We start from the raw sequence: 16,707 nt of genomic DNA on the forward strand, positions 1-16,707 counted from the left end.
GTGATGAACGGCATGGTTATACTCAAAACAGAATAAAACCAAGGGTCCGCCATGAGCTTAAAAGAAACAGAATTTCAATTGATGGATGAAGAACAACTCTCGGTTGAGCTAATTGAAGCGCAATATCAACTGAAAAATACCAGCCGTCAGCCCAATGCCAAAAGCGTGTTGATTTTAGTCAGCGGAATAGAGCTTGCGGGTAAGGGGGAGGCCGTCAAACAGCTCCGTGAATGGGTTGATCCACGTTACTTAAGGGTGAAAGCGGATGCCCCGATCATATTTAATCCAAAACAAACCTTTTGGCAGTCTTATGCACGGTTTATTCCTGCCGAAGGGCAAATCATGGTGATGTTTGGAAACTGGTACAGTGACTTACTGAGTACCGCCATGCATGTGTCAAAGCCTTTGGATGAAACCTTATTTGATGAATATGTCGAGAACATGCGGGCTTATGAACGAGACCTAAAAAATAATCATGTCGATGTGATTAAGGTCTGGTTCGATTTATCTTGGAAATCTTTACAAAAACGTTTGGATGAAATGGACCCGAGTGAAGCGCGTTGGCATAAATTGCATGGTTTAGATTGGCGCAATAAAAAACAATATGACAACTTGCAACGTTTACGTCAGCGTTTTAGTCATGACTGGATCATTATCGACTGTGAAGATGAGCAAGTCCGTGATCAACAATTTGCACAGTATATTTTACGCACTTTAAAACATTGTCCAACACATGAAACTAAAGCGGTAGGGCGTTGGAAACAGGCCAAAACACCACAGGCTTTATTGGAGCCAAGTACAGTCATCGCTGATGAAGCCGATTATAAAAAAGAATTAAAAAAATTAAGCCGTAAGGTGGCTGAAGCTTTACGTTTTGATTCACGCAACGTGGTGATCGTGTTTGAAGGGATGGATGCCGCAGGGAAAGGCGGAGCAATTAAACGTATTGTTAAAAAGTTAGACCCACGCGAATATGAAATTCATACCATAGCAGCACCTGAAAAATATGAACTACGCCGTCCTTACTTATGGCGCTTTTGGAATAAAATTGTCCCTGAAGAGAAAATCACGATTTTTGATCGCAGTTGGTATGGTCGTGTTTTGGTTGAGCGGATTGAAGGATTTGCTAACACCGTTGAATGGCAGAGGGCATACGATGAAATTAATCGCTTTGAAAAGGACCTATATGACAGTCAAACGGTTGTCATCAAGTTCTGGTTAGCCATAGATAAGGATGAGCAAGCTGCAAGGTTTAAAGCTCGAGAAGAAACCGCGCATAAGCGTTTTAAAATTACTCCAGATGACTGGCGGAATCGTGACCGTTGGGATGACTATCTCAAAGCTGCTGCAGATATGTTGCAACGCACGAATACAGAATATGCGCCGTGGCATGTGATTGCGACCAATGATAAGCATAGTGCTCGTTTACAAGTGCTAAAAACGATTTTAGCGCAGTTGAAAGCAGATTGACTTTATGAAAAAAGCCACGCAATTCGTGGCTTTTTTCTTCATTTTCAAAACTCGCTCATTTTCAAATTTACTGGATCTTCAGGCCTATGATTTAGAGCGCTTTAATGTTTTAAACCTGTTCATAAACTAAACGTCGCTGCATTAAGCATTGTTTGGTGTTGGGACAGGTTGGTTCGGAAATTTCTGTTGAATACGCTTCGCCAATTGGTAGCTTTCTTCTACATGGGTTTCAGCGACTTTTTTCATCACAATATAACCCAAACTGGCTGCCACCAATTGTCCACCTAATGGAATAAATTTAGTGACTTGTTTGGTAATATATTTTGCTGCAATGTTATTTAGCGATTTTTTCATCGCGGTTCGTGCAACCACTAAACCAGAAAATTCGACACCACGTTTACGCAGTTCAGTCCAATGAATTTGTTTGGTTTTTGGATCAAACACACTAATTTGATCTGGCGCTAAACCAAAACGCGCATTAATTTCTGGAATGAGCTGTGACAAAATTCCGACATCAATCACCACATCCAAAAATGGCACAGGAATAATGGCTGCACCTGCTGAAAAATAAGCACGTTTTTTAACGAGCTCTAAGCATTCAGCGCGAATAATGTCCAGATTTAAGTTAGGGTCGATGGAATCAGGAATGTTATCAATTTTCATAAGCAAATACCCTTGATACTGGATTGGTTTTTTTCTCATAAAGTATCATTAAGATACTTGTTTAAAAGCATTTTTTGCAATCTATTCTCTTGTCAAAGTCGCATAGACAGCCCAAGATGTATAGTAAATAATCATTGTTGTTTTGTAGTAGTTGGTCACTCAGGCTGTAAAGGTAATCCATGGCAATACATGTAATTCAGAGTCAAAGAATCGAAGTTTTGGTGGATTGTCTAATCAAAAAATTGAAATCAAATCAGTCGACTAATGCATTATCTGTCTTGCAAGAACGGCATATCGTGGTACCCGATCAAGCCATTGCAGCATGGTTAGAAAAACAAGTTGCTGAAAAAATCAGTATTAGTGCCAATATTAAGCATCATCGTAAAATTTTAGGGTTGCAGTGGAAAGCCTACGATTGGGCCTTGCCGAACAAACAAGACCGTGAGCGAATTAAAGGTATCAACATGCCGCCATTGATTATGCAGTGGCGTATTTATAATGCTCTAGCCGGTTTTATTGCGGCAGACAAGTTTGATGCTGCTCAGATTCCGACAGACGTACAGCCCTTAGTTCAGCGTATTTTTGACAGCACAGCACAACTCTCAGATCGAAAAAAACGTGAGCAAAAGCGCCAAGAAATGTTGTACTGGGTCGCTGCTCAAGTCACCCGGCTTTTTACCAACTACATGGCCTTTCGTGGCAGTTGTATTCATACCCCGGATGAAGGTGTTGAGCAATGGATTTGTCCACATTGCGATACCGACTGGCTAAAAGCGTGGAGTCATAACCAGCCATTAAATATTATGCAACTCACAGGTCTGAAACCTGAACAAGCTGATGAATATTTACCGACGCAGGCTCGACAACTAGAGCAGTGGCAGCGTTGGTTGTGGCATCAAGTATTCAAAAAAGATTTTAATGACCGTCAGGAAATAGACAATAAATTTTGGTTTGCCTTGGCGCATGCTGAGCAAAATCGGCAGCAGCAGTTTGATTTGAATGCTGAGGATGATGAACGCGATGATGATGAGCGTCATCAAACCTATAACGGTTTACCTGAACAGATTTTCGTCTTTACTACCTTAGAACTACCACCTGCACAACTCAAATTTTTATATCGTTTGGCGGCGTATACCGAAGTACATTTGTTGTATTTCAACCCATCGCGTGAGTATTGGGCAGACATGGTCGATCCTGTTTGGAAAGATCGTTATAACCTAAAATTGCAACAGCGTTATATTGAACGAAATCCTAATGTCAGCACAGCGCAAATTCAGGCCTATCTGAGTATGACCAATGCGGAATTTCGTGAATCACAGCATTCATTATTGACTCGTTTAGGCAAACGTGCGCGGGATAACTTTGCATTATTGGTGAATATGTCTGGTGGCGAAGGCTGGGAAGATATTTTTCCAGATACTGAGCCGACAACGCTGCTCGCTCAAATTCAATATGACATCATGACTCTAGAAGAGCCCGAACAGCATCAATATGCACTCGCGGGTTCAGATGAATCGATTCAATTTCATGTCTGTCATTCTAGCCTGCGTCAGTTAGAGGTTTTACGTGAGCAGTTGGTACATTGGTTGGCCGAAGGCTCGGAACAAGAGCCACGCCATCCGAGTGATATCTTGGTATTGGTGCCAAATTTAAAAGAACTGGAACCGCATATTCGGACGGTCTTTTCGACGACTCGAGGCATGGGTTGCAGTGCTGTGGATTTACCTTATATCCCAGTAAAAATTGCAGGAGTGGTTAGTCAAGATATTCAAAATGCATGGAAAGCCTTTGTTGGACGCATTGAAATTAGCCAAGGTCGTTTTACCGCAGAAGATTTTCACGATTGGTTGAATTTGAATGCGGTGCAAGAACTGTATCAGCTCGACCATGTGCAAATGGAACGTATGATGGAGCTGCTAATTCAAGCCGGTTTCCGTCGTGGTTTAGATGAACAGCACATGTTGGCTTATTTGTCTGAGCAAGACCGAGATTATCGTTATACCTTTAAATTTGCTTTAGACCGTTTGGCGTTAGGGATTGCGATTCCACAGCATGCCGTATTTGAGAATACTTTAAGTTTCGCAGGGGTGCAGAGTAGTGATTTTGAGTTGGTGCAAACCTTAATTCAGATCTATCAAGATATCAGTGCGCGTCGAGATTGGCTTAATCCTAACCTCAGTGCACAGACGGTCAAAGCGTGGTTGCAACAGCTAGATGCAGATTTAAAACCTTTTGTTGAAGCCAGTGGTCGAGCATTTGAAACCATACGCGGTGTGATGCGTGCAATGACACAACGACTGAAAAATGCCCAAAGTGAAAAAGTTGAGTCGCTACCAAATAGCTTTAATTTACCGCTATCTTTATTGCTCAAGGAGATACAACAAGGCATCGATGGTTCTGTCGACCAGATCGAACCAACTGGTTCAGTGACCTTTGCAGACATGGGTAAAATCCGTCAAGTCCCATTTTCACTGGTGGTGTTGTTGAACATGGATAGTGGAAAATTCCCACGTCGTGATCAGAAAGTACCTTTTGATTTAATGGATGTGTTTAAGCCAGTATTGGGTGATCGCTCACGTTTGGAAGATGATAAAGGTGCATTTTTAGATGCCTTGTTATTTGCCCGAAAGTCCTTATGGATTTTCTATAATGGCTTTGATGTCAATGGAGGTGAAAGTCGTGAACCATCATCTGTCATTTATGAGTTTAGCCAATTCCTCGCTCGAATGATTCAACCCCAGCAGTTAGATCAGCCACATGATGCCATGTTGGATTTGGATGGGTTACGAATTCCAGAGCAACTCGAACCGCTCTATCATATTTATCCTTTGCAGCCATTTGACCCGACAGGATTTCAGCAATCGAAAAACGTACGATATAAAGATCAATGGTTTGCTGTGGCGGAACATATTTTAAATCAGTCTGGACAACGCCAACCCTGGATTAACCTTGATTATCCAGTGCATGATGCACAAGAAGTAAGGGTATTAGATGGTCAGGAATGGATTAAAGATGTGGTATTCCCAGCTCGGGCATATTTGAAAACGCTTGGTGTGGCCAGTGTGTATACCGGTGATCAGTTACCACAGAAAGAGCCTTTATTACTTGACCGTTTACAGCAATACCATGTCCGTGAATTATTGCAAAAGCATTATGTGCAGCCTGCATCTCGTGTCAATCAAGCTGAGGATCAGAACTCCACGACTCCATCTGAACCGGACATGGCCTTGTTCCAAGATGTACTGCCTGTGGGACATAGCCAAATAGCGACTTGGAAGCTTAGTTTGCAAGAGCAGGCACAATTGTTAGCACGTTTAGATGGACGTTGTGTAACTGTGACCACTTTACAAAACTTACAGCTTGAACCGCATTTGATACTGAGCATCACCGTGCCTGAAGACCGTCAGAGTATGCATTGGTTAAGCTGTATGGCATCTGGGGCAAAGCCTAAACGTCAGACACAAACTTGGCTCGAATATCTACTGTGGTTGAGCTATTTAGACTTAGGTGATGAGGGGGCTGCATATCGTCGTGAAGTGATTTGTAATGATAAAAGTATAGTTTGTTGTGGTTTAAGCTCTGCACAAGCCAAGCTGCAGCTCAGTGAATGGCTGGCGATGTGGAAACATGCACAAAAACGTCCTGTGGTGCTGCCTGCTGCTTTAATTCGCCAAGAAAAATGCACTTGGGTGAAAAATGAAACAGGCCAACTCATGCCAGATAATTTTGCAAAACTTCAAGAGGAATGGTTGAAAAATCATAGTTTTGGTGGTGTGGAGTTGGAGTCGAATGAAGCCAATAGCCACCATCGTGATTGGAGCTTTATTTTACAGCAACAAGCGGCAGATGAACTTCTGGCATTGTCCTGTCGTTATTATGCAGAACGTTTATATCATGTGATGGATACCGAGGCATATGACGGCCTAAAAAAACTTAATGTCATCAAGCCTGAGGTCAAAAAATGAATATGCCACAGCAAACGATGAATATGTCCACCAACCCGATTGCAGACATGAGCTTTACGGGACTGCATTGGATAGAGGCTTCTGCGGGTACAGGTAAAACCTATACGCTTTCCAGTCTAATGGTGCGGATTTTTCTCGATCGCTATATGCCGAATCAGGTCATTGCCACCACTTTCACCCGTAAAGCCACAGCGGAACTCAAAGCGCGGGTACGACTGCGGATTGAAGAAACCCGTGACTTTATTTATGGCCTGCTCGCGGCACCTCAAGATGAGTTGGCCGAACTTCAGCAGAGTTTGAGTGACCCTTTGTATCAGCAGGTGTTGAAAGATCATGGGCATCATTTAGATTATGCCTACAATCGGCTGAACGTGGTCTTACAACAATATGAAGAACTCTTTGTCGGAACTTTAGACAGCTTTAGTCAAAAGTTATTACGTGAATTTGCCTTTGAAAGTGGTCGTATCGAACAGGTGCAAATCAGTGAAGATGAAGATCTACATATTGAACGTATTATTCATGATTTATTAAGAGATTGGATTCAGCAGCAGCCTGCGCATTTGATTGAATATTTGCTGTTGAATCATCAGTTGAAAGGCCCTGAATACTATCTGGGCGTGGTAAAGGAAAGTCTAAACTTCCCATCGGTGGATTTACGTGTCCCTGAATTACCCGAAAATGCTTTGGCACATTTTGAGGCGATGTGTCATCAGCTTGCACAAATGCTGCCTGCTGCTCGTGTAGAACTTGCAGCGTGTTTTGATGCCGCAAGTCATTATAAGAACCTTGTCGACGCTCGACGTTTTAATAAAGGGGCATTCTTTGTCACCTTTAACACACGCATTCCCGAGTTTTTACAGCACTTTGAAGCTGCGGGTAGCCAAGGGGTTTTGACTCAGTCCGACGTTTTACAACCGACAATGAAAGCCATTCGTTCATTGTTTTATGATCCGAATAAAACTGAATTTAAGCCACGTGTCTTTAAAGACAAAATCGTTGAAGAGCAGCCAGATGTCTCAAAAGAATTTTATCAACATGCTTTTGTTCAACAACTCCGAACGGTGCTCAGCGCTTATGAACATATCAATCAAGCAGAACAATATCTAAATTTTTATTTGGCGCAGGAAGTTAAAAAGCGTTTGCCTCAAGTGTTGTCCCACGCTGGGGAAACCACCTTTTCACAACAAATTCGGACCTTGTCGGAAGCTTTACAGCAAAGTTCAGCATCGGGGAAAGACAGTTTTGCTGCCCATGTTTTGGCGCGTTATCCGCTGATTTTAGTCGATGAATTTCAAGACACCAACCAAGATCAAGATGACATGCTGTCCAGTATTTGGCGGGTCAAGGAGCGCTTACATCAGGGTTGTATGATTATGGTCGGCGACCCGAAACAGGCGATTTATGGGTTCCGTGGCGGTGACATGCTGACCTATCGTAAAGCGCGTCATGATATTCAAATTAAGGGTGGACGTTGTTATACCTTGAACAAAAACCATCGTTCAGTCAAAAATTTGGTTGAAGTGGTGGATGCCTTGTTTCATCGGCAAATGGACTTTGGTGAGCATGTTGAATACACCCCAATTCAAGCAGGGGAGCGCGAGCATCCTCCGTTGATTGATCATGATCAAGTCAATCCACAACCGCTGCGTTGGTTGGCTTTGGATGAAACGCTGAATGAAGCAGAGCAAGTGGCTTGGCAGATTCAGTCCTTGCTCAACCAAGCTCAGCAAGGACATTTATATTTTCAAGACAACAATACCCAGCGAGCACTGACAGCAAACGATATTGCGGTCTTGGGGCAAAACCATTTCGACTTAGAGCAAGTGCAACAATGTTTATTGCAGCTGGGCGTTCCTTGTTATAAAGCCTCTCGGGACAGTGTCTATAAAAGTTCCGTCGCACAAGATGTTGCCGCTTTGCTGACGGCGATTTTAAATCCTTATCAAGAAGCCAAGGTGAAACGTGCGCTGCTGAGCCGTTTATTGGGTTTTGATCTGAAACAACTGGTCGCACTCGAACAGCAGGCAGATGGACTGAGCGAAATTATCGAAAAACTCGAACAGATCCGACAAATTTGGAATGAGCAAGGATTCCGCAGCGCGTGGAATAGCTGCATGACGGTCTTTCAGGTGTGGACGCGTTTGGTGGCTGGGCAAAGTCGAGATAATGAACGCACAGTGGTGAATTTACGCCATATCGCAGAATTATTAAGTCAGCAAAGTGAACATTACACAGGTGCACATAAGCTTTATCAATGGTTTATTCGCCAAATCAATTTAGGCATCAATAATGAAAGCACCCAAGAGCGAAAATTGACTGGGCAATTGGGGGTGCAATTGATGACGATCCATGCATCCAAAGGCTTAGAGTTTGGTTGTGTATTTTTATTGGGAGCAAATGCAGGCTTAAGTGAAAAAGGCAATTTGAATTTTTCCCTTAAAGACAATAAGCAAAAAAGCCTTGGGTTAGAACGTGTGATTGCTGTGAAGTCTTCGGACTTACCCGAAGATGATATTCAACAAAATGAAGCACGTAATGAAGCAGAGCACCATCGTTTGTGGTACGTGGCGTTGACCCGTGCCAGTTATCGTGTCTATGCCGTGCTGCGTCATCATGAAGTAGAAAAGAAACAAGTGGCAGAAGCGCGTTCAGGACTGACTTTTTGGCGTGGAAGCGAACCTGATCTGTTCCAACATGCAGAAAGTGTGGATGCTGATGTTTTGCGTGCAGCACCACCGATTTTGACTCAGACTCAGGTTGAAGCTGTTGTATTAGACGCGGAAGAAATTCCCAACAGCCATTTTTATCCACGGGAAACCACCAGCTTTACCGCGCTCACGCGCACGACACATAAGGCACATATACAACGTGACCAACTGGCAGCGGTCATGACCGAGCCAGAAGCCAGTGCTGCCGATGAAGTGGAACAGCTTGAAATTATTGAAGCAGAAACTGCAGAGAAAATTAGCTGGATTAAACGGCATTTTCCAAAGGGAACCAAGCCCGGAAGTTTCTTGCACAAGTTGATGGAAAAAGTTCGATTTAGCACCCCAGAAGATAAGTTGGCCAAAGCCATCGCATCGCGCTTTCATAGTGATGTTGAGTTTGATTCGCCGCAAATATTGCAAAATTTGATTAAACAGTTTGGGCAAACGGCGAACCCTGAACAAGATGAAGCTGAACTGATTGAAGAAATGCAGGAATGGTACAGTCAAATCATTCATACACCGTTGCATGATGGTTTTAGCCTGCATCAGTTAAACGATGGTGAATACCGTTCAGAAATGGACTTTCATTTAAGTATGGCGGATCGTGCATTGGCAATACATAAAATACGCATGCTATTTGAAAGCCTAAATGAGCCAGATTTACAGATACAAGATTTGAATGATGTGTTTACGGCACGCTATCTGACGGGGTCGATTGACTTGGTATATTTTGATGGTCAGCGTTATCACATTGCCGATTATAAAAGTAATTTCTTAGGTGATCAGACCGCACATTATAATCATGCCTATATTCGAGAAAGTATGAGTCATTCTAGTTACTGGTTGCAGGCGGCTTTATATTTGGTGGCCCTACATCGTTATTTGAAAGCCGTGATGAAAGACTATGACATGAAGCAGCATTTGGGTGGGGCGAGTTATTTGTATCTTCGCGGTATGGATGGACAGTCCGATCGAGGGGTATATCACTGGAAGCCGGCGGATACATTCATTCAAAACCTCGATGCAATATTGAGCGAAAAGGTTGTGGCTAAAACGTGAATAAGCACGAAAAAGATAAAAATATTCACGCTGAAACAATAAGTTGCATTGTGGATAAGTTTGAGGATAACTGTGTGGAAAATGATCAAAAAGCCTTGTCAGCACAGCCTTTGCACGCGGGACAAGAAAATACTGTAGAAACGCAGGTTTTAGTTCCCCAAAATACCCAAGAAAAAGCTGATTTAGATGCGGTTTTGCCGGATTGGATTGACTATTTAATCCAACATTATTTACCCAATCAGGCCAGTCATCCTGCTGCAAATCAGTTAATTCAACAATTGATGCAAGCCGTGGAAAAAGGCGATAGTTGTATTTTGGCCGAAGATGCGCAGATTCAATGTTTGGCTCAGATGGTTCAGCACGAGCAAGCTGAAAAAACACCTGTTGCGCCTTTTATTTTTGATTCACAGCGACTTTATCTTTATCGCTATTGGGCACTAGAAAATGCTTTAGCCAAGCAAGTTGCACGTTTAAAACAGCAAACAGAGCAAAATCTCAATCAAACGCAGATGCTTAATATTGAAAAGGATTTACTGACCGATCCTCATCAGATTCAAGCACTGCACATGGTGTGTCAGCACAATTTTAATATCATTACCGGTGGGCCTGGGACAGGTAAAACCTATACCTTGGCTCGGATTATTGCGGTGTTGAATGAGCAAAATCCAAATTTAAGAATTGCCATGGCAGCGCCGACAGGAAAAGCGGCGCAGCGAATGGAAGAAGCCTTACAAGCAGCGTTTAAAGATCCTGCATTGCAGCATTATTCGATTATTCATAAACAACTGAAACCTATAACTTTGCATCGTCTATTGGGATTAGGGACGCGCGCTATCCCGCGGTTTAATGAACGTCAACGCTTACCCTATGACGTCATTGTGGTCGATGAAGCCTCTATGTTGGACTTAAGTTTGGCGCAGATGCTATTCGCGGCAATCCCTCAGAACAGTAAGCTGATTCTATTGGGGGATGCAGAACAGTTGGCTTCGGTCGATGTTGGCGCTGTTTTGGCTAATCTTCAGGATGTGGATGCCTTACAAGCCAACCGTACCCATTTACAGACCAGCCGCCGTTTTGTACAGGGTGCAGCCATTGGTGAGTTTGCTCGTTTTATTCAACAACAAGAACAACAGCAAACAACCACAGAAGTTCTGGTGAAATTCGAACATCAGGTGGTATCTGCATCCGAACTTCAGCCGATTCAACTGACACCGAATATGAGCGATGTGATTCAGTTGCAATATCTCCCCGAAGCCACGAACAGTGCGGCACATTGGGCAAAATATTATGATCAACTGATGTATGGTTTTCAGCCCTATGTGGCATGGTTAAAACAATGGCCAGAGCAACCCGCTGAATATACAGATTGGTTAGCCCAATTGATTCGCTATTTTGATGATTATCGGATTCTATCGGCCATTCGACATGGAAAATTAGGCTTACACGAACTCAATCAGCAGATTGAACTACGGGTCTTAAATGCCTTGGGTGTGTTGAAACAAGGGGATTGGTATGTCGGTCGTCCAGTCATGATGACCTATAACGATTATCAACTTGGACTATCAAATGGTGATATTGGGATTTGCTTAAAACGACCGATGACGGAAAAGTCGCAGTTTGAGGTTTATTTTCCAAGTTTGGATAAATGGGTTGTGGCAACACGGTTACCTAAAAGTATAGAAACTGCCTACGCATTGACCATACATAAGTCTCAAGGTTCTGAATTTACCCATACGGCGGTAGTTTTGGAAAATCATGCAACCGAAATGATGAGTAAAGAGCTGATTTATACCGCCATCACTCGTGCGAAAAAAGTGGTGAGTTTACTTGTTGCAAAAGATGCATTGGCAAAAGTGCTTATAAAAAGAACAGCACGAGTTAGTGGTTTGTTAGAAAAAATTAACAATCACCTATCTTTGTAAAGCCTGAGCTAAATGTGCCGTATTTTGTAAGAAATAGCTTACATTGATTAAGGAGATTTGCGCATAGAGCTTCTTAGAGCTTTTTGAGAAGATGACTTCACAGAAAAAGAACTCAACACGGATGGTTGAGTAAAATCGCAAAAGTATAAGAATAACGTCAAAAGACAGCGAACTTACAGTGAAGTAAGGAAATAGGAAACTTACAGCCGCTAAGCCTTGTAGTTTTGGGAGAGACTACAAGGCTTTTTTATGTATAGAAAATAAGAAATGCCTATATGCTGTAACAGAAAAGAAATAGAGCTTAACCGATGTACGAAAAAGCTTACATATAGATACGAAAAATACGACTTTTATCTAACAGCCGTTGTGGCAAAATCTACCACATAAGGAAGTGCAAGTTAAAACATGGAATGTTTAACATAAGGACGCGGAAAAGCGCCACATAAAACAATAAATAATAAAACAATAACTAAAAAAGAAGAAACTACAGCGCAAAAAAGCCCGAGCCCAGCTCGGGCTTTTTTTTAATCATTCCAGTTTGAGTTTTGTATTCTAAACATCGAGTGGCAAAATGTATCAAAAAATCAGTTTAAAATTCATTCAATAATATGGAATTCAATGTGTTGAAAATATGCAGTTTTGTGTCGTATAGAGTGTCGAAGCATATAAAAAATTTATAATGGAATCGAGAGGAAAAATAAGGCGTTATTGTCATTAACATAACCTGACGAAGTCGGCTATCTCTTTTTGCAATTAAGACGATTTTCCCTTAATATAATGCACTTGCTGTAGTGATGCACGGCAGTCAGCTGATTTATTGGTTGATTCGTATCAAAAGTTAACTTTATAAGCATCTCGGAGAAATCGAATGGCTTTAACAAACGCAGATCGCGCAGAGATCATTGCAAAATTCGCTCGCGCTGAAAACGACACTGGTTCACCAGAAGTTCAAGTAGCTCTTTTAACTGCTCAAATCAATGATTTACAAGGTCACTTCAAAGAGCACAAACACGACCACCATAGCCGTCGCGGTCTTATTCGTATGGTTAACCAACGTCGTAAGCTTCTTGACTACCTTAAAGGTAAAGACGCTACTCGTTACAGCGCATTGATTGCTGCTTTAGGCTTACGTCGTTAATTCGATTTAAACTTTTATTTTCGGACTATTGCATGCTAAGTGCCGTATTACTGAAAACTAAAGTCTATCCAACCTTGGTTGGATAATGGGGAAGGGGCGATGATTCGCTCCTTCTTTGTGTCTTAAATTAGTATTTTAAATTAATGTTTTTAATCTCTAGTGAGGTCGGCTTCTAAGCTTTGTCATTTATGTTACAGCGTTTGGGGCGTTGAATGAATGCCAAACCTTAGGGGTCTCCACTAGAATAAAATCAGGAAAAAATAAAACATGTCGATGTTTAATATTATTCGTAAAGAATTCCAATATGGTCAGCATCAAGTTGTCCTAGAAACAGGTCGTATTGCGCGTCAAGCGAATACTGTGATCATCACTATGGGTGGTGTACAAGTTCTTGTTGCTGTTGTTGCTCAGCCAACAGCGAAAGCAGGTCAAGACTTCTTCCCATTGACTGTTAACTACCAAGAAAAACAATATGCTGCAGGTCGTATTCCGGGTGGTTATGGTAAACGTGAAGGCCGTGCATCTGAAGCTGAAACGCTTATTTCACGCTTAATTGACCGTCCAATTCGTCCATTGTTCCCAGAAGGTTACTACAACGAAATCCAAGTGACTGCGACTGTTATTTCTTCTGATAAGACAATGGAAGCTGACATTGCTGCAATGTTAGGTACTTCAGCTGCACTTGCAATTGCGGGTACACCTTTCCGTGGTCCAATCGGTGGTGCTCGCGTTGGTTTAATCAACGGTGAATACATCCTAAACCCGAACCACGAACAGCTAAAAGAATCTGACCTTGACCTTGTGGTTGCAGGTACAGAATCTGCGGTATTGATGGTTGAATCAGAAGCGAAAGAGCTTTCTGAAGACCAAATGCTTGGCGCTGTATTGTTCGGTCATGACGAAATGCAAATCGCGATCCAAGCGATTAAAGAATTTGCTGCAGCTGCTGGTGCAACAGAGTCTACTTGGACTGCACCTGCGAAAAACGAAGAGCTTCGTGCGAAATTAAAAGAAGCGTTTGAAGCGAAAATCTCTGAAGCATACACAATCGCTGTTAAACACGATCGTTATGCAGCACTTGATGCGCTTCAAGCTGAAGCTGTTGCTCAATTCGTTCCAGAAGAAGACGTTGATGGTATCGCTGACGACTTAGCTGAATTATTCGAAGACCTTAAATACCGTACAGTACGTGACAATATTTTGTCAGGTAAGCCACGTATTGATGGCCGTGATACCAAAACAGTTCGTGCGCTTGACGTACAAGTTGGTGTATTAGACCGTGCTCACGGTTCTGCATTATTTACACGTGGTGAAACTCAGGCGTTGGTAACAACAACTTTGGGTAATACACGTGATGCGTTAATGGTGGATACATTAGCAGGTACGAAAACTGACAACTTCATGTTGCACTACAACTTCCCTGCATACTCTGTAGGTGAAACTGGTCGTGAATCTGGTCCTAAACGTCGTGAAATCGGTCATGGTCGTCTAGCGCGTCGTGGTGTACAAGCTGTTCTTCCTGCAGCTGACCGCTTCCCGTACGTGATTCGTATCGTATCTGATATTACTGAATCAAACGGTTCATCTTCAATGGCGTCTGTATGTGGTGCTTCTTTATCACTTATGGATGCTGGTGTGCCAATTAAAGCGCCAGTTGCTGGTATTGCGATGGGTCTTGTGAAAGAAGGCGAACGTTTCGCAGTGCTTTCTGACATCTTGGGTGATGAAGACCACCTTGGTGATATGGACTTTAAAGTAGCCGGTTCTGCAAACGGTATTACTGCACTTCAAATGGATATCAAAATCGAAGGTATCACTGAAGAAATCATGGAAGTTGCATTAAACCAAGCGTATGCAGGTCGTATGCACATCTTAAATGCAATGAACCAAGTGATTTCACGTGCTCGTCCTGAAATTTCAATGCATGCACCTACATTCCAAGTGATCAACATCAACCCTGATAAGATCCGTGACGTGATTGGTAAAGGCGGTGCAACAATCCGTCAAATCACTGAAGAAACCAAAGCGGCAATTGATATCGAAGACAACGGTACAGTTCGCGTATTTGGTGAAACCAAAGCGGCTGCTTCTGCTGCTGTTGCGAAAATCCAAGCGCTTACTGCTGAAATCGAACCAGGTACAATCTACACTGGTAAAGTAATCCGTATCGTTGAATTTGGTGCGTTTGTAAACATCCTTCCAGGTACTGATGGCTTACTTCACATCTCTCAAATTTCAAACGAACGCATTGCGAACGTTTCAGACGTATTGTCTGAAGGTCAAGAGATCAAAGTACAAGTTGCTGATGTCGACAACCGTGGTCGTATCAAATTAACTATGAAAGACATCGAACAAGCTTAATAGTTTGCTGATTCACAGAGTTTCGGCTCTGTGAATGGATTCACAAAAGCCTTGAGTGTAGTCAGAGTATGAACTTTGACTTGCTCAAGGCTTTTTTTATGGCATCATGCAAAAAGTAAACACAATAATAAATGAGATATGCAAACCTATTATTTTTTTCAGCATCCAACAGCCGCGCATATCTATGTGCAAGACCAAGTGCAATGTGAGCATCATCCTGAACTTGAACCTGAGTTTATTTGGATTGATTGTACCCGTGAAGATGTCGTCAACCGCCCAGAGCAGTGGCAGAGTGATATTTTTCAGGCATCAGATCTACGGGTCAATGAATACCATCTGCGGGATATTTTAAATTTAGAGCATCCGTGTGCCTTTGACACACTCGATGATTATGATTTATTAATTTTTAGAAAAATGGTCACACCCGATGACCAAATTGTTGCAGGTGCAGAAGCTCTTGAAAAGCATGAGCGGGTCTTTGGTTTGGCGACCACCCCGATCAGTTTTTTGATCACGCCCCAAGTGCTGATCACGGTGCGCGAAAAGGGCAACAAAGCCATTGAAAGTTATATCCAACGGATTGAAACTTTAATTTCTCGTCCGATTGATGAACAAAATAAACCACGAAAATTAGCCATTACACCCTTAGATTTGGCATTGCGCTTACTGAATAATATGGTAGATGGTTACTTGGATTTACGTGTTCCTTTGACCCGCCGTGTCGAGTTTTGGCAGCGAGAATTGCTGCAAGGCCATCGGCGTTTTACCAAGTGGCATCAGCTGCTGCAGGAAAATATGGCCTTTCAGCAAGTGGAAAACTTGTGTGAAGAGCAAATTGAAGCTTTGCAAGAACTGCGTGATGAAGTTGTAGATAATTACCCGCATTTGAAAGGTAAAAAGCGCAGTGAAAAGCAGGATATCATGCTGGTTCGCGTAGATGATTTAAGCAGTCATATCGAACGCATTCAAAAACACACTACACGATTACGCAGTGCCGTGCAGGCCGCCATTGATCTGCATTTTTCAGCCGTTGCTAACCAAACCAATGAAAATATGCGTATTTTAGCGATTATTACGGCAATTTTCGCACCATTAACCTTATTAACCGGTATATACGGTATGAACTTTGAGTTTATTCCGGGACTCAAATCGCCAACCGGTTTTTGGATCATGCTCGGCATCATGCTGATGACCACGATTTTACTACTGTATTATTTTTATCGACGGCATTTGGTCGGGCGCGGTGAAAAAAGCGTGATTGATATGTTGGCACAGCAGCACGGCGATCAACACATGAATCTGTTTTGGTTTATGGATTATGAACCAATCAAACAGACGGTGAAGGGCACAGTCAAAGGTACGGTTAAAACCATGAAAGAAATTGAGAAGCTGACGAAACTCAAATAGTTCGCGTCAGTTTC

The 16,707-nt window shown here is 42.5% G+C and carries 8 protein-coding genes; 7 read left to right on the plus strand and 1 reads right to left on the minus strand.

The annotated features are described in order from the left end of the window. Nucleotides 1–51 precede the first annotated feature (51 nt). Nucleotides 52–1,470, plus strand: coding sequence for a phosphate--AMP phosphotransferase (locus tag G0029_RS01475; RefSeq protein WP_180106183.1), 1,419 nt, complete (start codon nucleotides 52–54; stop codon nucleotides 1,468–1,470). Nucleotides 1,471–1,611: 141 nt separating this feature from the next. Here G0029_RS01475 and G0029_RS01480 read toward each other — a convergent pair whose 3' ends face one another. Continuing rightward, entirely contained in the window at nucleotides 1,612–2,133 is a 522-nt protein-coding gene (locus tag G0029_RS01480) for a hypothetical protein (RefSeq protein WP_180106185.1), read from the minus strand. A 179-nt stretch (nucleotides 2,134–2,312) separates the two neighbouring features. Here G0029_RS01480 and G0029_RS01485 point away from each other — a divergent pair, with 179 nt between their 5' ends. From G0029_RS01485 to G0029_RS01510, 6 genes are all read left to right on the plus strand, one after another. Then, nucleotides 2,313–6,098, plus strand: coding sequence for an exodeoxyribonuclease V subunit gamma (locus tag G0029_RS01485; RefSeq protein ID WP_180109668.1), 3,786 nt, complete (start codon nucleotides 2,313–2,315; stop codon nucleotides 6,096–6,098). After that, the gene (locus tag G0029_RS01490; RefSeq protein WP_227591849.1) at nucleotides 6,095–9,865 is read left to right on the plus strand and encodes a UvrD-helicase domain-containing protein; all 3,771 of its coding nucleotides are present in this window, start codon (nucleotides 6,095–6,097) and stop codon (nucleotides 9,863–9,865) included. The genes G0029_RS01485 and G0029_RS01490 overlap by 4 nt, the downstream gene beginning before the upstream one ends. Nucleotides 9,866–10,059: 194 nt before the next feature. Then, a complete protein-coding gene (recD, locus tag G0029_RS01495; protein WP_257223947.1) occupies nucleotides 10,060–11,787 on the plus strand; it encodes an exodeoxyribonuclease V subunit alpha in 1,728 nt (575 codons plus the stop codon). An 868-nt stretch (nucleotides 11,788–12,655) separates the two neighbouring features. Continuing rightward, entirely contained in the window at nucleotides 12,656–12,925 is a 270-nt protein-coding gene (rpsO, locus tag G0029_RS01500; RefSeq protein ID WP_067761248.1) for a 30S ribosomal protein S15, read from the plus strand. 273 nt (nucleotides 12,926–13,198) lie between these two features. Beyond that, complete coding sequence (pnp, locus tag G0029_RS01505) at nucleotides 13,199–15,286, plus strand: polyribonucleotide nucleotidyltransferase (protein WP_111885640.1); 2,088 nt, start codon at nucleotides 13,199–13,201, stop codon at nucleotides 15,284–15,286. A 138-nt stretch (nucleotides 15,287–15,424) separates the two neighbouring features. After that, nucleotides 15,425–16,693, plus strand: a complete 1,269-nt coding sequence (locus G0029_RS01510) for a magnesium transporter CorA family protein (protein WP_078192817.1) — start codon at nucleotides 15,425–15,427, stop codon at nucleotides 16,691–16,693. The last annotated feature ends 14 nt before the right edge of the window (nucleotides 16,694–16,707 follow it).

Source organism: Acinetobacter sp. YH12138 (assembly GCF_015218525.1).
GTDB lineage: Bacteria > Pseudomonadota > Gammaproteobacteria > Pseudomonadales > Moraxellaceae > Acinetobacter > Acinetobacter amyesii.

What these genes read in the sequence shown, in the direction of transcription:
- G0029_RS01475 (WP_180106183.1), top strand. Translation starts at nt 52, where the DNA reads ATGAGCTTAAAAGAAACAGAATTTCAATTGATGGATGAAGAACAACTC.
- G0029_RS01480 (WP_180106185.1), bottom strand. Translation starts at nt 2,133, where the DNA reads ATGAAAATTGATAACATTCCTGATTCCATCGACCCTAACTTAAATCTG.
- G0029_RS01485 (WP_180109668.1), top strand. Translation starts at nt 2,313, where the DNA reads ATGGCAATACATGTAATTCAGAGTCAAAGAATCGAAGTTTTGGTGGAT.
- G0029_RS01490 (WP_227591849.1), top strand. Translation starts at nt 6,095, where the DNA reads ATGAATATGCCACAGCAAACGATGAATATGTCCACCAACCCGATTGCA.
- rpsO (WP_067761248.1), top strand. Translation starts at nt 12,656, where the DNA reads ATGGCTTTAACAAACGCAGATCGCGCAGAGATCATTGCAAAATTCGCT.
- pnp (WP_111885640.1), top strand. Translation starts at nt 13,199, where the DNA reads ATGTTTAATATTATTCGTAAAGAATTCCAATATGGTCAGCATCAAGTT.
- G0029_RS01510 (WP_078192817.1), top strand. Translation starts at nt 15,425, where the DNA reads ATGCAAACCTATTATTTTTTTCAGCATCCAACAGCCGCGCATATCTAT.